This is a genomic window from Cupriavidus gilardii, from assembly GCF_013314895.1.
Lineage (GTDB): Bacteria > Pseudomonadota > Gammaproteobacteria > Burkholderiales > Burkholderiaceae > Cupriavidus > Cupriavidus gilardii_C.
Genome location: NZ_JABTYE010000003.1, coordinates 243,044 through 265,501, shown reverse-complemented (window position 1 = coordinate 265,501; position 22,458 = coordinate 243,044). Strand labels below are relative to the sequence as shown.

Sequence of the window (22,458 nt, the reverse complement as noted above, 5' to 3'; positions counted from 1 at the left end):
CATGGTTGGCCTGCCCGTCGAACGACTGATCGTGCTGGACACCTTGCGCAAGCAGCGCAATGCCACGGACTACTCGGGAGACACGTTGCCGCCCGGGCTCGTGGTCGAATGCACTGAGGCCGGCACAGCGCTGCTCGCTGATGTCCTGCGCTGGTTGCAGGCAGAAAAGGCGGAGCTGCTCGCCTAGGCCATCACGGCCAGCGGCGAGCCTGCACCGTCGATCAGCCCGCCTCTGCCCCCGCCGCGGCGGCCGGCAGCGACGGACGTGCCCGCTCCAGTCGCACACTCCACGCCGCAACCGCCAAGGCCGACAGCGGTGCCAGTGCGGCAACCCAGGGCAGGGCGGTCAGGCCCGGGCCGTGGTCGATCACCACGCCGCCGAGCCAGGCGCCCAGCGCGTTGCCGAGGTTGAAGGCGGCGATATTGAAGCTCGATGCCAGGTTCTGGCCCGGTCCGCGCGCGTGCCGCAGCACGCGCAGCTGCAGAGGCGATACCGTGGCGAAGGCCGCGATGCCGAGGATGCCGACGAAGGCGACGACTGCGATCTGGTTGTGAATGGCGAAGGTCATCAGCGCCAGCACGCAGGCCAGCGAGGTCAGCGTCGCGAGCACCGCGGCGACCGGTCTGCGGTCGGCCAGCCTGCCACCGAGCAGATTGCCGACGATCATGCCGGCGCCGAACAGCAGCAGGATCGGCGACACCGCCGCCTCGCCATAGCCGGCCACCTTTGTCAGCAGCGGCTGCACATAGGTGATCACCGCAAAGATGCCGATGGCCTGCAGGATCGTCATCGCCAGACCCAGTACCACCTGCGGCCGCACCATGGTCGCCAGTTCTTCCTTTAGCGAGGCCGGGGCGCTGTGGTCGCGGCCGGCCTTGACCAGCATGCCGATCACGACCAGCGATACCAGTCCGATCAGCGTCATCGCCCAGAACGTCGAACGCCAGCCCAGATGCAGACCGAGCCAGGCGCCGGCAGGCATGCCGAGCAGGGTGGCGAGCGTCAGGCCGGAGAACATCACGGAGATCGCCGAGGCGCGGCGGTCTTCCGGCACCAGGCCGGTTGCCACAACGGCACCGACGCCGAAGAAGGTCCCATGCGTCAGCGAGGTGATCACGCGGGCGATCATCAGCGTGGTGTAGTCCGGCGCCAGCGCGCAGGCCGCGTTGCCGACGGTGTAGATCACCATCAGCGCCAGCAGCACCGCCTTGCGCGGCATCCGGCGGGTCAGCAGCGTCAGGATCGGCGCGCCAGCGGCAACGCCGAAGGCGTAGCCGGACACCAGCATGCCGGCCGAGGCGATCGACACGTGGAGGTCGGCGCTGACCTGCAGCAGCAGGCCCATGATGACGAATTCGGCGCAGCCGATGCCGAAGGAGCCTGCGGTCAGGGCGTAGAGCGCCAGCGGCATGCCGGCGCGCGCGGGCCGAGTGGTTGAGGTAGGCGGGGAGGACATGACAATTCTCCTATTGGAAGGCCCGCAGTCTGCCCGCTCCCATCTTTTGGAAAAACCGGCGGTATCATGAATCAGTTTCAATATTCGATTGATAGTCATGGACCGCATCGGCGATATCGCCTTGTTTCTGCGCGTGCTGGATCTCGGCTCGATCAGCGCCGCCGCACGCAGTCTCGATCTGTCGGTCGCTGTGGCCAGCCAGCGCCTGAAGCGGCTGGAACAGGATCTGGGCGTACGCCTGCTGCACCGGACCACGCGCCGCCTGCATGCGACGCCGGAAGGCGCGGCGCTGGCAGAGCAGGGGCGAGGTCTGGTCGAGGAACTGGAGGCGCTCGGCAGTTCGTTGCGCCGTGCCGGCGGCGAGGTCACCGGCACCTTGCGTGTAACCACCGCGTCGTCGTTCGGCCGGCAGTACCTGTCGCCGCTGTTGCCAGAATTCATGGCCCGGCATCCGCAACTGCGGCTCAACATCCATCTGGACGATCGCGTGGTGGATCTCGTCAGCGCCGGCTTCGATCTGGCGGTACGCATCGGCGCGCTCGACGACTCGACGCTGGTCGCGCGCAAGCTGACCAACAACCGGCGGTTGTTGTGCGCCTCGCCTGACTATCTGCGCCGGCACGGCACCCCGCGCACGCCGGAGGACCTGGCGCGGCACGACTGCCTGGTGCTGGTGGGCAGCCAGGGGCGGCAGGATCTATGGCGACTGGAAGACCGCGACGGACGCGAGATCGCCGTGCGGGTACGCGGCCGGATCGAGGCCAATACCGGGGAATTGCTGTCGGACGCCGCGCTGGGCGGTCTGGGCATCGCGCTGCATTCGTACTGGCACGTGTGCCATATGCTGCGCGCCGGTACCCTGGTCCAGGTGTTGTCCGATTACCAGATTCCCGACACCGGCATCTATGCGGTGATGCCGCAGCGGCGCCTGGTTCCGCCGCGAGTGCGTGCGCTGGTCGATTTCCTGGCCGAGCGCCTGGGGGACAACCCGCCGTGGGAGCGCGACGACACCGTCAGGTGATCGCGCCAGGGCCGCCGATGTGCTCGATCACGAAGCGCGCACGCGCCGCCACGTCGGCACGCGGCAGTTCGATCAGGGCATAGTCGCAATCGCGATACGCCTGCGCAACGGCATCGAAGGTCCGTTCGGCCTCGTCCAGCGTCTGCTTGCGCTCGGCGTCCTGCCGATAGATCGCTGGCCACGGCGGCGCGATGAAGACCTGCGGCCGGTAGCGGAAGGCGGCCGCCGCGCGAAACAGGTGGTCGGGCACCGGCAGCTCGCATAGCCGCAGGTAACCGATGACGTCCGGCACGCCACGGTCGAACAGCACCGGACCCGGATGCCGCTGCGCCAGCCGGTAGGAACGCAGTTCCCAGCCGAGCATCGCTTCGGCGAAGGCCTGCCGGTCGCGCCACGGCAGCGCCGGACCGTCGATTGCAATCTGGTCCTGGATGATGGCGCGGCCGGCCTCCTGCGAGCGCGCGTAGCCTTGCTGTTCGAGCGCATCGATCAGCGTGCTTTTGCCCGAGCCGGGGCCGCCGGTGAAGACGATCAATCGGTCGTGCGTGTGATGACCGTTCGATCCGCCGGGCGCGGCATGGCCTTTTGTTAACCAGTTGTTCGGTACGGACATTTCCTTCCTCCACGAGGATTGCAGTGATCGCGCACGGGGGAATACCACGCGCGGACGCCAACATCGCATCGCTGCGCAGTTGGCGTAGAGCCATTGCTGAATGGGGGAACAAGCCGCTTGGGCTGTGGCTGCCGGCGCCGCCTTATTTCGACGTGGCGATCTTCGCGGTCAGCAGCGGATAGGGATTGATCGCGCCGGTGGGCGTATAGATGCCGTAGTGCAGATGCGGCGGCGTGCCGCGCGCATTGCCGGTATTGCCGACATAGCCGAGCACGGTGCCGGGCGTGACCCGATCGCCGGGCGCGATATCGCCATAGCGGTCGAGGTGGGCGTAGTAGTGCATCTGCCGGCCCGGTCCCATGACCCAGACGACCTGGCCGCCGAGATTGTTGGTGCCGACGCGGGACACGATGCCTTCGGTGGCCGACACCACTTCGCGTCCGCGCGGCGCGAAGATGTCGATGCCCTGATGCTGCCGACCGCCGGAGCGCGCGGCGTTCCAGGTATCGCGCAAGGCGTTGGCCGATACGCCGGCAACCGGCACAGGCAGCGTCTTCGGCGTCGGCATCGCAGCGAGGCGCATGCCGTAGAACATGCGGTCCAGCGCCGGTTGCACGCGTGGCCAGGCCCACCAGGCGGCCGCCGCGAAGGCGGCCACCCACAGCCACCCGGAACTTCTGCGCAGGAACGACACCGCAGTCAGCCTGTCGAGGCGATCGTGAAATCGCGCGCGGCTCAGGCCGCCCTGGTGGTAGCGATCGACACGCCGGCCTGCAGGGTCCGGGTGACCGGCGTCTTGCCGGCGATCTCCATCAAGCGTTCCCATTGCTCGTCGCTCAGCGAAGCCGAGGCGTGCAGCGTGCGTTCGATCCGCGTATCGCCGTCACGGTTCTTCAGCAAGGTAAGCTCGACGCGAAGCTCGCCCAGGTCCCAGCCCTTGCGGTCGGCATACATGCGCAGCGTGATCGCGGTGCAGGCACCGAGGCCGGTCAACACGTAATCGTAGGGTGCCGGCCCGGCATCCTGCCCGCCGGCCTTGACCGGCTCGTCGGCAACCAGCTGATGCGTGCCGGTGGTGATCTCGTGCCGGTAGTTCGGTCCGGCGGCGCGGACGCTGGCGTGGGAAACCGGGGTCATGACGGGCGGCTCCTTGGAGGGAAAGCGACAACAACGATGGGGCGGTACCGGCAATGCCGACAGACGGGCCGGGGCCGGGCCGGGCCGGGCCGGGGTCCGGCCGGAGCGGCTCACACTATCACTTCGGCGCTCGGACGTACAGCCAGCCGCGGCAGCCCGGCCCTGCCTTGCCCTCAGTTCGTCGTCAACACCCGGACCGGCCCGCGCCGCTCCAGCATGTCGACGACCACGTGCCGGCCGGAACGCCGCAGTGCGACGTCGGCCGAGCCGCCGCCGACCGCCAGATTGCGGAAGACCACCTCGTCGAGGAAGGCGGGCAGCGCCGGTTCGTCGAAGGTGATATGCACGCGCTCGGTATCGAAGCCGAGCCCCAGGCTGGCCTGCAGCATGTACAGCGGTGCGGCCGCGGCCCAGGCCTGGGGGGTGCAGGCGACCGGATAGAAAGTCGGGCCCTGCGTGCCCTGGCGCGGGAAGCCGCAGAACAGTTCCGGCAGCCGGCGCAGGTCGATATAGGTGGACGCGGCGAACAGGCCCTCGAAGATGCGTGCCGCTTCGCGATGGAAGCCGTAGCGCGCCATGCCGCCGGCGATCAGTGCATTGTCGTGCGGCCAGACCGAGCCGTTGTGATAGCTCATCGGGTTGTAGCGCGCCTCGGTCGACGCCACTGTGCGCACGCCCCATCCGCAGAACGACGTACCGGACATCAGTGTGCGCACCACCGCGGGCGCCCGCTCGGGCAGCGCGATGCCGGTCAGCAGCGCATGACCGGCGTTGGAGGTGCGCACGCGGCAGGGGCGCTTGTCGCCGTCGAGCGCCAGCACATAAGTGCCGAGTGCCGCGTCGAAGAACGCCGCATCGAAGGCCGCGCGCAGCGCCTCGGCGCGCGCGGCGCACTGCGTGGCACGCTCCGTCATGCCCAGTTGCGCGGCGATATCGGCGCCGGCCTGCCAGGCGCCGTAGACGTAGGCCTGTACCTCGGCCAGCGCGATGGGACCCTTGGCAAGCGTGCCGTCGGCATGGAAGACCGAATCGTGGCTGTCCTTCCAGCCCTGATTGACCAGCCCTTCGGTGGTCCGCCTGCCGTACTCGACAAAGCCGTCGCCATCGCGATCTCCATAACGCTCGATCCATTGCAGCGCGGCCTCGATGCTGGGCCACAGCCGCTGCAGCGTGCCGAGGTCGCCGGTGCGTTGCAGATAGGCGCCGGCCAGCATCACGAACAGCGGCGTCGAATCGATGCTGCCGTAGTAGCGGCGGAACGGCACCTCACCGAGTTCGGCCATCTCGCCGTGCCGCACCTCGTGCAGGATCTTGCCGGGCTCGGCATCGGCGGCCGCGTCGTTCCCGGTGGCCTGATTGGCGGCCAGATAGCCGAGCACGCCGCGCGCGATATTGGGGTCCAGCCACAGCGTCTCGAGCGCGGTGATCAGCGCATCGCGGCCGAACACGGTGCTGAACCACGGAATGCCGGCGTAAGGATAGGGGCCCTCCGGCGTATCGGTGATCAGCATGTACAGGTCCGACACGCTGCGCCGGACCGCTTCGTTGAAGATCTCGTTCGACGTCACGATCGAGGCGGCGCGCGAGGCCGACGTGCGCAGCGCCCGCCGGGCATCGCGCAGCGCGCTGAAGAACGCGCAGCGGGTCTGCTGCGGAATTTCGCCGATGCCGCAGCGGATCTCGACGAACAGCAGCCGCGCTTCCTTCGGCTGCAGATCCATGGTGAAGCGCGCGCAGTTGCCGGTCAGCCGGGTCGGCGCGGGATCGAACAGCAGCGCGGTGTGCCGGCTCTGCTGATCGAGTCCGGTGTAGCTGAGGATGATCCGATTGCTGCTGATGCGCGGCGGGTGATGTTCGCCGCGGCGCTCGCGGCGCGAGCCGCGGACTTCGAACAGGTCGGCGAAGTCCGCGGCGAACGCGAGTTCGAGCGTGATGCTGCGCGGCTTCTCGTCGAAGTTGCGTATCACCAGCCGCTCGTAGCAGGTCGCATTCCACAGGAAGCGGGAGCGGCGCAGATGCAGCAGGTCGTGTTCGATCTTCAACTGGCCTTCGCCGTCGAACAGATCGGGATTGGTGAGGTCGCAGGTCAGCGTCGCGTTGTCGTCGCGCAGCGTCGACGACAGCAGCATAGGCCGCGCGCCGTCGATGGACAGGAACAGGTGCGACAGGTGGCGCGTGTCCCGATGGAATACGCCTTCGGGACTGCCGGGGCCGGACAGCGCATCGCCATTGTGGTCGAACACCGCAAAGGTGTCGCCATGCTTGAGCGTGCGGGGTCTGCGCTCCTGCAGCGACGCGGCAGCGGGGATGAAGAACTGGGCGAGCTGTGGACCGCCGGGCCCGGTGGGCGCCGGCGCATGAGGGGCGGCAACAGTGCTGGCGGTTTGCATCGTCGCGATCCCTTTGGTTCAGGCCAGGGCGTGCAGGCCGACGCGGTCGCCGCCCATCGCACGGCGCAACAGCGCGCCCGTGCTGATCTCTGCCAGGCTCCGATAGATCTCGACATACTGTTGCGCCATTCGTTCCACCGTAAAGCGCTGCTCGAAGGTCGCGCGAATCCGGCCGCGGTCCAGTTCTTCGATCCGTCCCACCGCTTCCGTAGCCTGCTCGATGTCGTCGACGATAAAGCCGGTCACGCCTTGATCGATGACCTCGGGCACCGAGCCGCAGCGGTAGGCAATCACCGGCGTGCCGCAGGCCATTGCCTCGATCATCACCAGGCCGAACGGCTCCGGCCAATCGATCGGGAACAGCAGCGCGCGCGCGTTGCCCAGGAATTCGGCCTTCTGATGCTCGTTGATCTCGCCGATGAACTTGACCTTCGGATGCGCTGCAATCATTGGCGCGATGACTTCATCCCAATAGGCCTGGTCGGCCTTGTCGATCTTGGCGGCGATTTTCAGCGGCATGCCGGTGCGCGCCGCGATCTCGATCGCGCGGTCGGGACGCTTCTCCGGCGAGATGCGGCCGAGGAAGGCCAGATAGCCGCCCTTCGGCTCCTCGGTGAAAGGCAGCAGGTCGCTCGGCAGGCCATGATGGACCGTGCCGACCCAGTTGACGGGCGGCATCGGCCGGCGCTGGTCGTCGGAGATCGACACCAGCGGAAATTCGGGAAAGGCTTGATAGAAGGGTTTGAGGTCCGGCAGATCGAGCCGGCCGTGCAGCGTGGTGACGGTGCGCTCGGCAATATCGCGGATCAGCGGGAAATGCAGCAGGTCGATGTGGAAGTGCAGCACGTCGAAGTCGTCGGCGCGCCGACGTACCTCGTCCAGCATGATGATGTGATAGGGAATCGGGTCTTTCACCCTGGGATCGAGCCGTAGCGCGATATCGGAGCCGCGCACCAGCCTGGCGGCGGTTTTGGAGTCGCCGCTGGCGAACAGGGTCACGTCGTGGCCCTGACGGACAAGCTCTTCGGTCAGATAGGACACGATGCGCTCGGTGCCCCCGTAGAGCTTGGGCGGGCAACGCTCGGCAAGCGGGGCGATCTGGGCAATCTTCATCAGCAAACCTCCTCGTTCAAGCGAAGTTGACTGTCCGGAAGCCGCGCGGCCGCGATGGCCGACGCGGCGTGGGTGCCGTTCCAGAGAAGACGGGCCGACGCCAACATAAGGGCGGCCGTGTGACCTTCAAGATCCCGCCCGGCAAAAATTTTTTGGGCGGCGCGAGCCGGCGCCGCCCTTTCACCTAGTTATATGCGATGCCGAACCCGTGTGAAGAAGGGGCCGCACCATGGCCCTTGCCGACGAAGGGTGTCAGCGCTCGCCGTCGCCCACGCCATGCCGTGCATGCCATTGCGCCAGCGATTCCTCCGGCCACTGGCGGCAATGGACATGGCCCTTGCCGCGCGGCACGTCGACCCAGGGCGCGGCATAGTCCAGCGCCGCCTCGACGACCTCGGGCGGCCGCGGCAGCGGTGTGTCGATGGCGGACGCATGGGGATGGACCAGCTCCGGCCAGCGGGGGTCCCACAGCCACAGCGGGCTGCCGCATTGCAGGCAGAAATGGCGCGACGCCGGCGAGCGGGTCGCGCGCTTGCCCGGTTCGCGCATCACGGCGTGATAGATGCCCAGATGCTTGCGGCCCCGTACGCGCAGCGTGTTGGCGTCGGCGCCGAGATTGATCGCATAGCCGCCCGAGCCCGCCGTTTTGCGGCAGATCGAGCAATGGCAATGCATGAACGGGTAATACGAAGACGACTCGACGCTGAAACGCACCGCGCCGCAATGACAGGAGCCTTCCAGATGCATGGCGACCTCATGTTCCAGGAGTGGTGGATCGAGGTTCCTATTGTGGAAGCTGGCTGGCGGAATACAAATTCGCTTGCCGGGCGGAATGGAAGGCGCCGTGCCAAAACAAAAAGCCCGCCGATCTTGCGATCGGCGGGCTTTCTGCTTGTTGCTGGCGGAGTGGACGGGACTCGAACCCGCGACCCCCGGCGTGACAGGCCGGTATTCTAACCGACTGAACTACCACTCCTTGTCGGCATCCGGATGCAAGGCATCCGGTCAAGCTGGCGTCCCCTAGGGGATTCGAACCCCTGTACTCACCGTGAAAGGGTGATGTCCTAGGCCTCTAGACGAAGGGGACTGGAACTGTTTCGCTGACGCTGTGTTTTGCGTCGCGAGGGGCGCAAGTATAACGCCGTTTTTTTAGCGTGTGAAGCCTCTTCGATGCAGATGGCGAATCGGCAGGTTCGACAGATGCCTATGGCATCATTCCGGCACGACAAATTGAGGATGGACATGATTCAGGACACGCACAGCAAGCTGATCGGTTATTTGCTTTGGATCTTCGGTTTCACCGGATCGCACCGTTTCTACTATGGCAAACCGGTGACCGGGACGATCTGGTTCCTGACGCTCGGCCTGTTCGGCATCGGCTGGCTGATCGACCTGTTCCTGATTCCCGGCATGGACCGGGCCGCCGACCGCCGCTTTACCTCGGGCCGCGTCGATTTCAATATCGCCTGGATTCTGCTGACCTTCCTCGGCATCTTCGGCGTGCATCGGATGTATATGGGCAAATGGCTGACCGGCCTGCTGTATCTGGTGACCGGCGGCTTCTTCCTGATCGGCGTGCTGTACGACTTCTGGACGCTTAATGACCAGGTGTCCGACAAGAACCGCGTGTTCTCCTGAGCGATTCGCCACAGAGCGCTGAACCATGGCGGGCGGGCAAGGCACCCTCGGTCTGAAAGGCATCGCGCTGCTGGAGGCGACCAAGGGCGCGCTCGTGGTGCTGGCCGGCATCGGCCTGGCGGCGCTGCTGCATCGCGACGCGCAGGCGCTGGCCGAGGCCATCGTCGCGCGGCTGCACCTCAATCCCGGCAGCCGCTATCCGACGATTTTCCTGTCGCTGGCCGCGCATCCCGACGATCCGCGCCTGTGGGCCATTGGCGCGTCGGCGGCGATCTATGCCGCGATGCGCTTTGCCGAGGCCTATGGCCTGTGGCACGAGCGGGCCTGGGCCCAATGGCTGGGCGTCTGGTCCGGTGCGATCTATATTCCGGTGGAACTTTACGAAGCGGTGCGGCATCCGACCTGGATACACATTGGCGTGGCCGTGGCCAACGTGGCGATCGTCGCCTATCTGGCCGCGAGCCTGGCCCGCCGTCGCGGTACGTCGCGATGACGGACGCCTGATGCCGGCACGGCTTGTGCATCGGGGCGGACAGGGGAATCGCCAGGGATCGGGGGACCAGAAGACCAGGGGACGTCGAAGACTGACTACGCGAGGAGCCCGATATGCCTGAATCGAACGATCCGACCCGATCATCGGCCGACCCTTCCGCACGGCCGCGGCATTTCTCGATGATTCGCGAACTGGCGCTGGCCGATGTCTTCACGCTGGCCAACGCGGCCTGCGGCATGGCGTCGGTGTTCTTCGCGATGTTCTACATCGACAGCCAGTCGCTGCGGCATTTCCTGATTGCGGCGGCCTTCGCGCCCGCCGCCTTCTTCTTCGACGTGATCGACGGCCGCGTCGCGCGCTGGCGTCATGCCCATTCGGCGCTTGGTCGCGAACTCGATTCGCTGGCCGACATCATCTCGTTCGGCGTCGGTCCCGCGACCCTGGCCTTTGCCGCCGGCATGCGCGGCGGCTGGGATCTGCTGGCGCTGATCTATTTCGTCTGCTGCGGCGTCAGCCGGCTTGCGCGCTTCAATGTCACTGCCGAATCGCTGTCCGGGGCGAGCGGCAAGGTGTCCTATTTCGAGGGCACGCCGATCCCGACCAGCGTGGTGCTGACCGGCGTGCTCGCGCTGTGCGCCTGGCAGGGACGCATCGGCGATGCGTTGTTCGGCGGCGCCTGGACGCTCGGTCCCGCGGTGCTGCATCCGCTGGCGCTGCTGTTCGTGCTGTCCGGCTCGCTGATGATCAGCAAGACGCTGCGGATTCCGAAGTTCTGAGGGCCCTGGCGCGACAGGGCGTTTGCGCTCTTGTACTACCGCAGCGACAGCCACACCGTTTTCGGCTCGGTGAAGTTCTGCAGCGCGGCGTCGCCATGCTCTCGGCCCAGCCCCGAATCGCCGGCGCCGCCCCACGGGAGCCGGACATCGGTATAGCCATAGGTATTGATCCAGACCGTGCCGGCCTTCAATTCGCCGGCGACCCGGTGCACGCGGCCGATGTCCGCGCTCCATACGCCGGCCGCCAGACTGAAGGCGGTACCGTTGGCAATGCGGATCGCGTCCGCCTCGTCGTCGAACGGAATCACGCTGGCCACCGGACCGAAGATTTCCTCCTGCGAAATGCGCATTTCGTGCGCAACGTTGGCGAATACCGTAGGCGCGACGAAGTAGCCGCGCTCTCCGATCCGCACGCCACCGGCCACCGCGGACGCGCCTTCCTGTCTGCCGATCTCGATATAGTCCAGCACCGTCTTCAGCTGCGCAGCCGACACCAGCGGCCCCATCGTCGTATCGGGCAAGCCCGGATCCCCGACGCGGATCGCCCTCGCACGTTCGGCCAGTCGCTCGACCACCTCGTCGTAGATGGCCCGTTGCGCGAGGATGCGCGATCCCGCCGAGCAGACCTGGCCGGCGTTGAAGAAGATGCCCGATGCTGCGGCCCGGACCGCCGCGTCGAGATCCGCGTCGGCAAAGATCAGATTGGCCGATTTGCCGCCGAGCTCGAGCGTGACACGCTTGAAGTTGCCGGCCGCGCCCTGCATGATGCCGCGGCCCACGCCGGGCGAGCCGGTGAAGGTCACCTTGTCGACGCCGGGATGCCCGACCAGGGCGTCGCCGACCACGCTGCCCTTGCCGGTGACGATATTGAGCACGCCGGGCGGCAGGCCGGCCTCCAGCGCCAGTTCGCCCGCCCGCAGCGCGGACAGCGGCGTGATTTCCGCGGGCTTGACGATCACGGTGCAGCCGCATGCCAGCGCCGGCGCGATCTTCCACATGCCGATCATCAGCGGGAAGTTCCACGGCACGATCGCGGCCACCACGCCAACCGGCTCGCGCACGGTATAGGTCAGCGCGTCCGGGCGGGCCGGTATCACGTCGCCATGAATCTTGTCGGCCCAGCCCGCGTAGTAGCGCACGGTATCGATCACCGCCGGCATGTCCTGCCGTCGCACGGCGGCCAGCGGCTTGCCGGCGTCGAGGCTTTCCAGCGCGATCAACTCGTCGCGATGGGCGTCCAGCAGGTCGGCGAAGCGGTGCAGGATGCGGCCGCGTTCGGCGGCGCGCATGCGGCTCCAGCCCTTGAGGGCGCGGCGCGCGGTCTGGACTGCCAGATCGACCTCGGCCGGGCCGCCCTGTGCGACCAGCGCGATCGGGGCCTCGGTGGCGGGATCGATGTCGGTCGAATATCCGCCGGAGACGGGTGCCACGCGCTCGGCCCCAATCAGCAGGTCGTGCCGCGGCAGGCGGGAAGAGTTGGGCCAGATCGGCGAAGTCGGTGAAGTTGGCGATGGCAGAGACGACGGCATGATGGCTCCTCACGGGATCGACCCGAGGCAGTGTCGATTCAGTGTCCGCAAGGGAGGGCCCAAAGTCCAATTAATAGATCGGATCGATTTATCCGAAAACTTTATTTATTCGGCTCGTCAGGCCATCGTCTCTCCGCCGGCCGCATCGCCCGGTTCTCTCTCGGCATCAGGGATCAAGGCGGCGATCGCCGCATGCAGCTCCGCTGCCACCACCGGCTTGTGCAGCAGCACCGTGCCGCTCGCATGCACGCTGCGCAGCCGGTCCGCCGCGGTGTCGCCGGTGATGACGATTGCCGGTACCGCTTCCTTCAGCTGCTTGCGCAGCGCCGCCATCGCCTGCAAGCCGTCGCGGTTGCCGCGCAAGCGATAGTCCGCGACGATCAGGTTGGGCGGGAACGACGACAGGCAGGCCAGCGCCTCGCGCTCGGACTCCGCTGCCCGACATTCGCATTGCCACCCCGACAGCAGTTCGGTCATCGCCAGCCGGATATGCGGATCGTCGTCGATGACCAGCGCGCGCACGTCGGGCAGCGCCTTGAGCGGCGCCGGCGCGTCGGTCGGCCGGCGATGCACCAGCGCATCGATGCCGGCCGGCGGCAGCCAGACCCAGGGCAGCGCGATGCGGAACACCGAGCCGCGCTGCGGTGTCGAGGCCAGCGTAACCTCGGTCGACATCGTCCGGGCAAGGCCGCTGGCGATCGACAGACCCAGCCCCAGGCCCTTGCGCTGATCGCGCTCGGGATTGCCGAGCTGATGAAACTCCTGAAAGATCGCCGCGTGCTGCGACGCCGGGATGCCGATCCCCGTATCCCATACCTCGATCACCGCGTGTTCGCCGCGCCGGCGGCAACCGACCAGCACACCGCCGCGCTCGGTATAGCGGATCGCATTGGCGATCAGATTGCGCAGCACCAGCTCGACCAACGCCGGATCGGCGAACACCGCGCAGGTCGTCTCGCGCGTCCGGTAGACCAGGCCGCGTGCTTCCGCCAGCGGCGCAAACTCGTTCTCGAGCCGATAGAGCAGCGGCTGCAGGCGAAATGCCATCGGGCGGGCCTGCACCACGCCGGCTTCGAGCTTGGAAAAGTCCAGCAGCGTGTTCAGCATCTCGCGCGCGGCATCCGAGGCCGCCTCGATATGCGTCAGCAGCTGGCGCTGCTTGTCGTCGAGCGCGGTGCGGCTCAGCGAGACCAGAAACAGCCCCAGCGCATGCAGCGGCTGGCGCAGATCGTGGCTGGCGGAGGCGAGGAACACCGATTTCGCGCGGCTGGCCTGCTCGGCCTCGCGCTGGGCCGATTCGGCGCGCGCGGTCTGTTCGCGCAGCTGACCGATCAGTTCGATATTCTCGAAGCGCAGCGCGATCGAATGGCGCGCCACGCGCGCGTAGTTGCGCGCGAAGATGATCAGCACGATCAGGTAGAGCGGCGTCGCCAGGAACATCGGCAGATAGTCGGCGTCGCCGGTGGCCAGGAAGCTGATCCATACCGGCAGGATCGCCGGCACGAAGAAACCGACGGCGACCGGAAGGCAGGCTGAGAACACCGCAAGCGCAGCGGCGCTCATGCCCGCGATCAGGCACAGCACCGAAATGACGATGGGCGGCTCACGGACATCCAGATAGAGCAGCGCGATCAATCCCCACAGCGAGCCGATGCAGGTCAGCAGCATCGTCATCCAGCGCGCGTAGTACGGCGCGGCGTCCTCGATGGTGCGCGCCGGCATGCGTTGCCGGCCGAGCACGCCGTAGGCACAGGCCAGCGTCATCGCGGCGACCCATGGCCATGCCAGCGGACGATCGCCGGACAGCACCAGTCCGGCCGTCAGGAACCAGGATGCCAGCGCGCATCCGACCATGGCAACGTTAAAGCTCTGGTCCAGCAGCTCCATCTGAGCGGCGAGCAGCCGGCCCTCGTCGAAGCGCGGCAGCAATGGCAGCCGTCGACGGCCGCTGGCAGGCTTCACCGCGCGGCCTGTATCAGACCGCGCCGCTGCGCCTCGATGATGGCCTCGACGCGGCTGACCACGCTCAGGTGATCGAGGATGGCGGCGACATGTACCCGCACCGTGTTTTCCGACAGGCCGAGATGGTGCGCGATGATCTTGTTGGAACGCCCCAGCGCCAGCTGGCCCAGCACCTCGAGCTGGCGTGGCGTCAACGGGCTGGGCCGATAGCGCGCCGCGGCCATGCCGGATTGGCCCGCCATCGCGTCATCGGCCGCGCAGAAGTAGCGGCCGCCCTGCAGGCAATGGGCAATGGCCTGCTCGATCTGCGTGGCGTCCGCCGATTTGGGCAGAAAGCCGGCCACGTCCTTCAGCACGTCGGCGGGAATCGCTTCGCGGCCCGAGGTGCCGGAGACGATCAGGATGCGTGCGGCGGGGAAATGCCGGCGCAGCACGCGCACGCCCTCGATGCCGTTCAGCCCGGGCAACTGGATATCGAGCAGGATGATGTCGACCGCTGCGCCCGCATGAAGCTGCACCGCCTCCATCACCGTGCCGGCCTCGACGATTGCACAGACGCTGGCGCTGTCGGCCAGCAGCAGCCGCAGCCCGGTGCGAAACAGCGTATGGTCGTCGATCAGCAGCAGGCGGGCGTCGGGCATGGCGGTCGATATCGGCAGTCGTCGGCAAACATCGCCAGTGCTGGATTGGAATCGATTCCCGCTCGCTTGTCCATGCCTCCCGGCGGGGGGCGCCTAGTCCGGATGGATTATTGGCGTGGCGGCCGCGTAGTGCGACGATGCGCCGTGAGCGGAACCGCGACACGCTCATACCACTTTGAAGTACCCGCATCCTCCCGGCTGCGGGTATTTTTTTGCGCAATCGCCGCGCATCAAGATGGGCGCCATCGATGGCAGTCATTCACCGCCATGATGGCGCGGCGATCATGCCGCCTGGTCCAGCGGCCATACCCGCGTATCGCGCGGCGTATCGAAGCGGTAGTCGCTGTACGGCCGCGCGAACAACTCGGCGCCGAGCCGCTCGGCCTGCGCGATGGCATCGGTCGGATCGCGTACCACCTCGCCGCGGCGGTTGCCGGTACCACGCACCACGCCAGCCAATTGCGAATCGGTATAGCGCGCATATTCCTGGAATTGATGCATGATGCCGAGCGCCGCTCCGGCATAGCTTTCCTCGGATGCCAGCACCAGGCCGAGGCGCTTGCGGGCCAGCTTCGGCATCACGGTGGCGGAATCCGGATGGGAGGCGGCGTAATAGCAGAACATCCGGTCGAAGAAGGCCTTGGTCTGCGCCGACATGCCATACCAATAGATCGGCGAGCAGAACACCACGCCGGCCGCGGGCAGAAAGTCCTGCAGCAATAGTTCGCGATAGCCGTCGTCTATGCCGCAGCTGCCATCGGCGCGCCGGCATTGCCGACAGTCGCGCAGCAGCCCGCCGATATGGTCGTCGAGAAAGCGCAATTTGACCGGATGGCCGGCGCGCTCGGCGCCGCGCTGCACCGCCTGCGCCATCACGGCAGAATTGCCGTCGCGCCGAGGGCTGCCGACGAGGATCAATACCGGCCCGGAAGGAATGGCCTGAGAGAAAGTCGTGTCCGTCATGTGTTCCTTGCATTCGGTGGTAGGGACACGGCGACTGTAGGATGGCGGCTGCGGCGCGACAAACGAGCAATTCTCGCGTCGGACAAACTGGACTCACCTGTCGTTTCCCTGCGCATTTTTTGGAGCGCAATGCATGTTCGCTTCCTTGCCGATCACCGCCTTGCGGGTATTCGAATCCGCCGCGCGGCATCTGAGCTTCAAGGCCGCGGCGGCCGAACTGTCGGTAACGCCCGCTGCCGTCTCGCATCAGGTGCGCGCACTGGAGTCCTGCCTTGGCGTGGCCCTCTTCACCCGCTTGCCGCGCGGCGTGGCGCTGACGGTCGAAGGCGAGCGGCTGTTCCATCGGATGCATGGCGCGCTGCTCGACGTGGCACAAGCCATCGACGAACTGCTCCCGCAGCCGGCGGCCGGGTCGCTGACCGTCACCACGACCATGTCGTTCGCTGCGCTATGGCTGGTTCCGCGGCTAGGGCGCTTCTATCAGGCGCACCCGGATGTACATGTGCGGATCGACAGCGATGGCGCCCCGGTCGATCTGCACCAGGACGCGCGCATCGACGTGGCAATCCGCTATGGCACCAGTGCCTGGCCCGCGCTGCTGAACGCATGCCGTCTCGGCGAGACCTTCGGCGTCTACGGTTCGCCGGCGCGGATCGCCGCGGCCGGAGAGGGAACGCCGGAATTGATCACCGTGCGCTGGACCGATTCCACGCTGTATGACGATGGCTGGCAGGCGTGGTGCGAGGCGGCCGGCGTGCAGTGGCTACAGGACGGGGCCACGATGCGCGCCTACGACGAGGAAAGCTATGCGCTGCAGGCGGCGGTCGCAGGACAGGGGCTGGTGCTCGCCAGCTCGATCATGGTGTCCGACAGCGTGCGCAATGGGCTGCTGCTGCCATATCGGCCCGATATCACGGTAGCGGGCGCCGCCTATACCGCGCTGTGCGTGCCGGGGCGCGAGCGCCATCCGCCGGTGCGGGCGTTTCTCGCGTGGCTGGCTCGCGAGTGGGCTGAAGGTGCGTGAAGGTGCGTGAAGGTGCGGTGAAGGTGCGGGTACCGCCCATGCCGCTCACTGGGCGGAGCACAGGCAGCGCCTTGGCGTCGTTCGCGGGGACGGCGGAAGCGGCCGCAGCCGAAGCCGGGCCCGTATGGCCGGCGGCGCGACGCATATCGCGGCAAGGGCAAGGGCGTGCCTGCCTCGGGCCTGTCGCTCCGGGGGAGTGGTCCGGTCCATGGTCCCACGCATGGCGCGACGCAGCATGGCGACTCCTCCTGCCGTCCGGCGATTCGCGTTGCATATTATTCAGATCGTGGCGGTTCCGCCAGCGGCCGAAGGGGAGAAAAGCATGCCGATCGCCATCCGACATCGATGTCCCTTTGCTCCCTGCATTGCCCGGCTCGCCAGCATCGCCGCCTTCGGCATGGCGTGTGTCGCCGCCATGGTGCCGACGGCAACCCTGGCGGCATTGCAGGACCACTTCCTGTACTTCCCAGGCAAGGCCCCGCTGGCCGCGCTGGTGTCCGACGATTTACGCGCCTGGCCTGGGGAAGACGACTTCATGGGCTTGCTCGCCGAACCCGAGCGGCCGGCGCATGCCACCGCGATCGTGTTTCATGGCAACGCGGGCCATGCCGGCCATCGCCAGGTGTATGCGACCGCTCTGGTCCAGCAGGGCGTGCGAGTCATCCTGGCCGAATATCCGGGCTACGGTCCGCGCGATGGCAAGGTCGGCGAGGAGAGCCTGGTCGCCGATGCGAAGCGGACCATCGAATTGGCCCATGCGCGCTTCGGCGCGCCGCTGCTGCTGATCGGCGAATCGCTCGGTGCCGGCGTAGTCGCCGCGGCCGCGGCGCAGCAGCGCGACCGGATCGCCGGCCTGATGCTGATCACGCCGTGGGACCGGCTGACCCATATCGCGGCCCATCACTATGCATGGCTGCCAACCTCGTGGTTGCTGCGCGACCGCTATGACAGCGTCGCCAATCTGGCTGCGTTCGATCGCCCGGTATTGGTGGTAGTGGCCGAACGCGATCGAATCGTGCCGGCGCGCTTTGGCCGCGCGCTCTACGACGCGCTGCCCGCGCGGCGGCAGTTGCGCATCGTGCCGGGGGCGGATCACAACGACTGGTTCCATCGCGTCGATGGAGAGTGGTGGCGGCAAGCGCTGGCATTCCTGCTGGAATCCGGACCAAAAGCCGGCGCTCCCTGAGAACGGTCGCCGACATCCACTGTAATTGCATTAATGTTGGAACTTAGTGATTTGGCGAAGTATTCGTTATGCTTGTGTCATTGCATTGATTGAACCAATCCGATGAAGCTGTCTCCTGCCATTCCAATTCTGCGTATCTTCTCGGTGGACAAGGCCAAGGAGTTCTATCTCGATTACCTTGGATTTTCGCTCGACTGGGAGCATCGGTTCGAAGAAAGCCTGCCGCTGTACATGCAGATATCGCGCTCGGAATTGCTGCTGCATCTGAGCGAGCATCACGGCGACGGCACGCCCGGCAGCGCAATATTCCTGCGGGTGGACGATATCGACGCGCTGCAGCGAGAGCTGGCCGCCAAACCGTACCGATATGCCCGCCCCGCTGTCCAGGCCCAGGACTGGGGCAAGGAAATGCCGATTGCCGATCCCTTCGGCAATTCGCTTCGATTTTGTCAGCTCATTGACGATTAATTAAATTTCAGACCCCTACCGTCGTAGGGGAGGCGCAGCGCCACGCCAATTCCGTTGTGCGAAATCAATTACACTGGCGCAAAAAATAAGCTTTATTTCGGCAGGGGTCAGGAGCCAAAGCTTGGTGAAGAGTCGAATTGCGTCGGGCATGGCCCCGGCGCGCCAGTCGTATGCCATCGTCGTCGACGACCATCCGCTGGTGGCGCGCGGTATTGCGGGATATCTGACAACGCATTGCGACTACGCGGTGGCGCACTATGCCGCGAATGCGCAGGAGTGCTTTCAACGGATCGATAGCGACGGTCCGCCCAGCCTGCTGGTGGTCGATTTCTGGTTGCCGGACGGCACCGCGCTGGCGCTGCTGCGGGAGGCCGCTGCAAAGCTGCCGTCGTGCCGCCTGCTCGTGATGAGCGGCGACGAGGATGCGCGCGTGCAGATCAAGGCCATGGAGGCCGGCGCGCATGGCTTTCTGCGCAAGAGCGAGGCGCCGGAAACGTTTGCCCAGGCGGTGGCCACGCTGCGCCAGGGGGGAACCTGGTTCCCCGCCTTGCCGGCCGCGGAGTTGACGCCGGCCTTGCGCCGCGAGCTGCCGCTGAGCGCGCGCGATCTGGGGCTGACGGACCGGCAGGGGCAGGTGCTTGCCTTGATGCTGCGCGGCCTGCCCAACAAGCAAATTGCCAAGGAACTGGCGATTTCCGAGCAGACCACCAAGGAACATGTGACGGCCATCCTGGGCAAGCTCGGCGTCAGCAATCGCGTCGAAGCCATCACGCTGCTGCACGGACGCCGGCTCGAACCGTGAGCGAGCCGTTCTGGCAACGGCTGGGCTTGTGTCCTGCCGCCGATGAAGGCAGCGTGAGTCCGCGCGCTCGTGCGCGCCTGCTCGACATGACGTTCCGGCGGCTGGTCTTCAGCGTCAATGCGATTCCGTTCGTCGGTCTGCCATTCGTCGCCTGGCTTCATGCGACAGGCAAGGACGCGCGTTCGCTGCTGGTCTGGACGCTCGCTTATTGTCTTGCCGCAGGCTGGATGCAGCTCGAGCGGCGGCACTATCAGCGCGAACGCGCGCAGTCCGACGATGCCGTGATGGCCGAGCGGTGGGTGCCGGTGGTTCGGCGCATCGCGCTGGTTCATGGCCTCTGTCTGTCGATGGCGACGGTGCTGACCGCGGGCCAGGTGGCGTTCGACTTCGCGCTGCTGCTGCATATCAGCCTCGCCGCCATTCTGGCTGCCAATGCCACGCATCAGACGCCGATACTGGGCGCCTTCCAGCGCTTCTTCTTTGCGTGCTGGGGCGTGGTGACGGTCAACGTGCCGTGGAGTTTTCCGGATCACTGGCAGGTGGTGCTGCCGCTGACGCTGCTGTATGCGGTGGCGATCTATCGGCACGCCTTGATCGCGAATCAATTCTTCCGCCAGCAGGTTCGGCTCGAAGACGACGGCATCCGGCTCGCGGAAAGCTATCGTCTTGCCAAGGAGGAGGCCGAGGACGCGCTGCGCGCCAAGAATCTGTTCCTGACCACCGCGAGCCACGACTTGCGTCAGCCCGTTCATGCGATGGGATTCCTGATCGAAGCCATCGCGCAGCGCAATCGCGATCCTGCGCTGAATCCACCGCTGGAGGACCTGCGGCGCAGCGTGCGATCGGTCCATCTGATGTTCAACTCGCTGCTCGACCTGTCGAAGATCGAGCACGGCATGGCCATGCCGCGCAGCGCGCCGGTGGCAATCGCACCGATCATGGAGGAAGTCGCCGCGCTGTTCCGCGAGGAGGCGCATAGCCGCGATCTCGAACTGCGCGTGCGCGTGCCGAAGCAGGCCGCCGCGGTGCTGGCCGATGCCTCGCTGCTGCGCCAGTCGCTGGTCAATCTGGTCCACAATGCGCTGCGCTATACGCAGCGCGGCGGCGTGCTGCTGTCCGCGCGGCGTCGCGAAGCCGACTGGCTGCTCGAAGTCTGGGATACCGGTATCGGCGTGGCCAACGAGGACAAGAGCCGGATCTATTCGCCGTACTATCGCAACGAATATGCGTGGCGCATCGATAGCGCCGGTCATGGACTGGGGCTGGCCGTGGTGGCCCGCTGCGCGACCTTGATGGGTGCGGCCTATGGACTGGACTCGGTGGAACGCCGGGGTTCGCGATTCTGGCTGCGTTTCCCGGCCGCCGACCCGGCACAGGCCCATGTGCATGCGATGGCAGCCGAATCCCAGGCGTGGCCCACCAGCGCGCTGCCGCCGCTGTCCGGCTGCTGCCTGATCGTCGAGGACGATCCCGTGGTGGTCAGGGCGTGGAGGAGCCTGATGCAGGCATGGGGCGTCGATGCGCGCTGCGCGGCATCGTCGACCGACGCATTCGCCTTGCTCGACGCCGGCCTGCGCCCGCAGGCGATTCTGTGCGACCAGCGTCTGCGCTCGGGGGAGAGCGGCTTTGCGTTGCTGAAGGATCTGCTGGAGCGCTGCCCCGGTGCCGGCGGCGCGATGGTCAGCGGCGAGTTCGATTCGCCGGCCTTGCTGCAAGCCGAACGCGAGGGTTATCTGGTGCTGCGCAAGCCGGTAGAGCCGGCGCAGCTGCATGCGGTGCTGTATCAGTGGCTGCAGCCATGGGAGCGACAGCATCGTGCGGACGGCGACATCGCGTCAACGCGATCTGTCACTGATGGCGATAGCGATAGGCACTCCATTGCCACGCACCCTGATCCCAGTAACCGCGATACGGATAACCGCGAGACCAGTCGTCGTAGTAGCTAGAGCGTCCGTCGCGCTTCCATTTCGATTCATCCCGGCTGGATTCGTCCCGGTGCGCCGGTTTGCCGGCCTTGGCTGCGATCAGCAGCTTGCGTGATTCCTGATCGCCCTGGCTGGTTGCCAACTGCAGCCAGCGCTCTGCTTCGCGTGGATCGGCGCCCGTCTCCTCGAGCCCGAACAGATAGAAACCGCCCAGTGCCTTCTGTGCCGGCAGATCGCCCCGTTCCGCCGCTCTGCGCATCCATGCCAGCGCCAGATTGCGGTCCTGCCGCACGCCGTCCCCTCGGAAATAGCGCAGGCCGAGATCATAGGCGGCCCGCGGCTCCGTTTCGGCCGCAGCTTTCAGTGCGGCGATCCTTGGATCGGTGGCATCGTTGCGCAAACGTTGGACGTCGAGGCTCACATCATCATCGGCCCGCACGGCCCCACTGCTGGGCTGCGCGTCGAAGGCGTGTACGGTGTCGTTCGCCGTGGGAGCCGGCGTGGCGCAAGCAGTCAGCCACGCCACGGCACCACAGGCCAGCACGCGGATCGGCGCCCGCCGTTTTGCAGTTGCCACGATTTGCTCGGGCGCCACCGGAATTGACATCGCGATTGGAACGGCGGAAATGATGAAGCCGTAAAAGTATTGATCGGCAGAGGGGCCTGCAATGCTACGGGCGTAGGGGAATGCGGCCATGTTTCGGCTCGCATCACGCATCAGCGGCGAGCCTTGATGCCTTAACGCGGGCCGTGATCCGGTGCTAGCATCGCAATCCAATCCAACACAATCCAGTTGCAGGCGGCCAATATGCCAGTCCAGATTCGTGACGAAGTACCGAACGATATTCCGGCGATCGCATCCGTCGTGTCGGAGGCATTCCGCAGTGCCGCGCATGCCAGCGGTACGGAGCCGCTGATCGTCAATGCGCTGCGCGAGCGAGGCCGACTGTCGATTTCGCTGGTGGCGATGGAAGGGAATCAAGTGGTGGGCCATGTCGCGGTATCTCCGGTCGAGATTTCCGATGGGAGCGAGGGCTGGTTCGGCCTTGGACCGATTGCGGTGCTGCCCGCCTGGCAGGGCAAGGGCGTCGGCTCCCTGCTGATGAACGCGGCACTGGACGCGCTGCGTCGGCAGCGCGCACGAGGCTGCGTGGTGCTGGGCGAACCGGGCTACTACGGGCGCTTCGGCTTCGTTTCCCGCGCGGACCTTGTATTGCCCGATGTGCCGCAGGAATATTTCCAGGCCGTGCGCTTCGACGGCGAGTGGCCGGCAGGAACGGTGCAATATGACGAGGCGTTCTGGGTGACCGGGTAGGGGCT

General features: G+C 66.5%; 23 protein-coding genes and 2 tRNA genes. 11 read left to right on the top strand and 14 right to left on the bottom strand.

Going from position 1 to position 22,458, the window contains the following annotated elements; translation table 11 throughout:
- Position 1 precedes the first annotated feature (1 nt).
- Positions 2 to 187 carry a hypothetical protein gene (locus tag HTY53_RS04550; RefSeq protein ID WP_174105252.1) on the top strand — a complete coding sequence of 62 codons (186 nt, stop codon included), beginning with the start codon at positions 2 to 4 and terminating at the stop codon, positions 185 to 187.
- Between the two features lie 34 nt (positions 188 to 221).
- Here the strand turns inward: HTY53_RS04550 and HTY53_RS04545 are convergent, their stop codons facing one another.
- On the bottom strand, positions 222 to 1,457 hold the full coding sequence (locus HTY53_RS04545; RefSeq protein ID WP_238512181.1) for an MFS transporter: 1,236 nt from the start codon (positions 1,455 to 1,457) through the stop codon (positions 222 to 224).
- Between the two features lie 97 nt (positions 1,458 to 1,554).
- Between HTY53_RS04545 and HTY53_RS04540 the strand changes: the two genes are divergently transcribed.
- Entirely contained in the window at positions 1,555 to 2,478 is a 924-nt protein-coding gene (locus HTY53_RS04540) for a LysR family transcriptional regulator (RefSeq protein ID WP_174105251.1), read from the top strand.
- On the opposite strand, the gene HTY53_RS04535 is transcribed toward HTY53_RS04540, so the two are convergent.
- From HTY53_RS04535 to HTY53_RS04500, 8 genes are all read right to left on the bottom strand, one after another.
- Positions 2,471 to 3,091, bottom strand: coding sequence for an AAA family ATPase (locus tag HTY53_RS04535; protein ID WP_174105250.1), 621 nt, complete (start codon positions 3,089 to 3,091; stop codon positions 2,471 to 2,473). The two genes, HTY53_RS04540 and HTY53_RS04535, sit on opposite strands and share 8 nt — an antisense overlap.
- 142 nt (positions 3,092 to 3,233) lie before the next feature.
- Complete coding sequence (locus HTY53_RS04530; protein WP_254599815.1) at positions 3,234 to 3,686, bottom strand: M23 family metallopeptidase; 453 nt, start codon at positions 3,684 to 3,686, stop codon at positions 3,234 to 3,236.
- A gap of 140 nt (positions 3,687 to 3,826) precedes the next feature.
- Positions 3,827 to 4,228, bottom strand: a complete 402-nt coding sequence (locus HTY53_RS04525) for an OsmC family protein (RefSeq protein WP_174105249.1) — start codon at positions 4,226 to 4,228, stop codon at positions 3,827 to 3,829.
- A 173-nt stretch (positions 4,229 to 4,401) separates the two neighbouring features.
- A complete protein-coding gene (locus tag HTY53_RS04520) occupies positions 4,402 to 6,618 on the bottom strand; it encodes an amylo-alpha-1,6-glucosidase (protein WP_174105248.1) in 2,217 nt (738 codons plus the stop codon).
- An 18-nt stretch (positions 6,619 to 6,636) separates the two neighbouring features.
- A complete protein-coding gene (locus HTY53_RS04515; protein ID WP_174105247.1) occupies positions 6,637 to 7,731 on the bottom strand; it encodes a glycosyltransferase family 4 protein in 1,095 nt (364 codons plus the stop codon).
- A gap of 252 nt (positions 7,732 to 7,983) precedes the next feature.
- Entirely contained in the window at positions 7,984 to 8,478 is a 495-nt protein-coding gene (locus HTY53_RS04510) for a GFA family protein (RefSeq protein WP_174105246.1), read from the bottom strand.
- A gap of 152 nt (positions 8,479 to 8,630) precedes the next feature.
- Positions 8,631 to 8,707: transfer RNA gene (locus tag HTY53_RS04505), tRNA-Asp, on the bottom strand.
- 35 nt (positions 8,708 to 8,742) lie between these two features.
- Positions 8,743 to 8,818, bottom strand: a tRNA-Glu gene (locus tag HTY53_RS04500).
- A 155-nt stretch (positions 8,819 to 8,973) separates the two neighbouring features.
- Between HTY53_RS04500 and HTY53_RS04495 the strand changes: the two genes are divergently transcribed.
- The 3 genes from HTY53_RS04495 (at position 8,974) to HTY53_RS04485 (ending at position 10,638) form a co-directional block, all read left to right on the top strand.
- Positions 8,974 to 9,369 (top strand): NINE protein, encoded by a 396-nt coding sequence (locus tag HTY53_RS04495; protein ID WP_217435508.1) that lies wholly within the window; start codon positions 8,974 to 8,976, stop codon positions 9,367 to 9,369.
- A 25-nt stretch (positions 9,370 to 9,394) separates the two neighbouring features.
- Entirely contained in the window at positions 9,395 to 9,862 is a 468-nt protein-coding gene (locus HTY53_RS04490) for a DUF2127 domain-containing protein (protein WP_174105245.1), read from the top strand.
- A gap of 179 nt (positions 9,863 to 10,041) precedes the next feature.
- Positions 10,042 to 10,638 (top strand): CDP-alcohol phosphatidyltransferase family protein, encoded by a 597-nt coding sequence (locus HTY53_RS04485; RefSeq protein ID WP_174105343.1) that lies wholly within the window; start codon positions 10,042 to 10,044, stop codon positions 10,636 to 10,638.
- Positions 10,639 to 10,673: 35 nt separating this feature from the next.
- On the opposite strand, the gene HTY53_RS04480 is transcribed toward HTY53_RS04485, so the two are convergent.
- The 4 genes from HTY53_RS04480 to HTY53_RS04465 form a co-directional block, all read right to left on the bottom strand.
- Complete coding sequence (locus tag HTY53_RS04480) at positions 10,674 to 12,167, bottom strand: aldehyde dehydrogenase family protein (RefSeq protein ID WP_174105244.1); 1,494 nt, start codon at positions 12,165 to 12,167, stop codon at positions 10,674 to 10,676.
- A gap of 117 nt (positions 12,168 to 12,284) precedes the next feature.
- Entirely contained in the window at positions 12,285 to 14,129 is a 1,845-nt protein-coding gene (locus tag HTY53_RS04475; protein WP_174105243.1) for a hybrid sensor histidine kinase/response regulator, read from the bottom strand.
- Complete coding sequence (locus tag HTY53_RS04470; RefSeq protein WP_174105242.1) at positions 14,126 to 14,770, bottom strand: response regulator transcription factor; 645 nt, start codon at positions 14,768 to 14,770, stop codon at positions 14,126 to 14,128. The genes HTY53_RS04475 and HTY53_RS04470 overlap by 4 nt, the downstream gene beginning before the upstream one ends.
- A 282-nt stretch (positions 14,771 to 15,052) precedes the next feature.
- Complete coding sequence (locus HTY53_RS04465; protein WP_174105241.1) at positions 15,053 to 15,733, bottom strand: flavodoxin family protein; 681 nt, start codon at positions 15,731 to 15,733, stop codon at positions 15,053 to 15,055.
- Positions 15,734 to 15,866: 133 nt separating this feature from the next.
- Between HTY53_RS04465 and HTY53_RS04460 the strand changes: the two genes are divergently transcribed.
- The 5 genes from HTY53_RS04460 to HTY53_RS04440 all read left to right on the top strand — a co-directional run bounded on the left by HTY53_RS04460 (position 15,867) and on the right by HTY53_RS04440 (position 21,159).
- Positions 15,867 to 16,757: a LysR substrate-binding domain-containing protein gene (locus tag HTY53_RS04460; RefSeq protein ID WP_174105240.1), complete on the top strand. Its 891-nt coding sequence runs from the start codon at positions 15,867 to 15,869 to the stop codon at positions 16,755 to 16,757.
- A gap of 397 nt (positions 16,758 to 17,154) precedes the next feature.
- Positions 17,155 to 17,943 (top strand): alpha/beta hydrolase, encoded by a 789-nt coding sequence (locus tag HTY53_RS04455; RefSeq protein ID WP_174105342.1) that lies wholly within the window; start codon positions 17,155 to 17,157, stop codon positions 17,941 to 17,943.
- Between the two features lie 102 nt (positions 17,944 to 18,045).
- Entirely contained in the window at positions 18,046 to 18,411 is a 366-nt protein-coding gene (locus tag HTY53_RS04450; RefSeq protein WP_174105239.1) for a glyoxalase superfamily protein, read from the top strand.
- Positions 18,412 to 18,535: 124 nt separating this feature from the next.
- Positions 18,536 to 19,213, top strand: a complete 678-nt coding sequence (locus tag HTY53_RS04445; RefSeq protein ID WP_368040907.1) for a LuxR C-terminal-related transcriptional regulator — start codon at positions 18,536 to 18,538, stop codon at positions 19,211 to 19,213.
- Positions 19,210 to 21,159, top strand: a complete 1,950-nt coding sequence (locus tag HTY53_RS04440) for a hybrid sensor histidine kinase/response regulator (RefSeq protein WP_368040905.1) — start codon at positions 19,210 to 19,212, stop codon at positions 21,157 to 21,159. The genes HTY53_RS04445 and HTY53_RS04440 overlap by 4 nt, the downstream gene beginning before the upstream one ends.
- Here HTY53_RS04440 and HTY53_RS04435 read toward each other — a convergent pair.
- Entirely contained in the window at positions 21,062 to 21,745 is a 684-nt protein-coding gene (locus HTY53_RS04435; RefSeq protein ID WP_174105340.1) for a tetratricopeptide repeat protein, read from the bottom strand. The two genes, HTY53_RS04440 and HTY53_RS04435, sit on opposite strands and share 98 nt — an antisense overlap.
- A 201-nt stretch (positions 21,746 to 21,946) precedes the next feature.
- Here HTY53_RS04435 and HTY53_RS04430 point away from each other — a divergent pair, with 201 nt between their 5' ends.
- Positions 21,947 to 22,453, top strand: coding sequence for a GNAT family N-acetyltransferase (locus tag HTY53_RS04430; RefSeq protein WP_174105238.1), 507 nt, complete (start codon positions 21,947 to 21,949; stop codon positions 22,451 to 22,453).
- Positions 22,454 to 22,458: the final 5 nt, after the last annotated feature.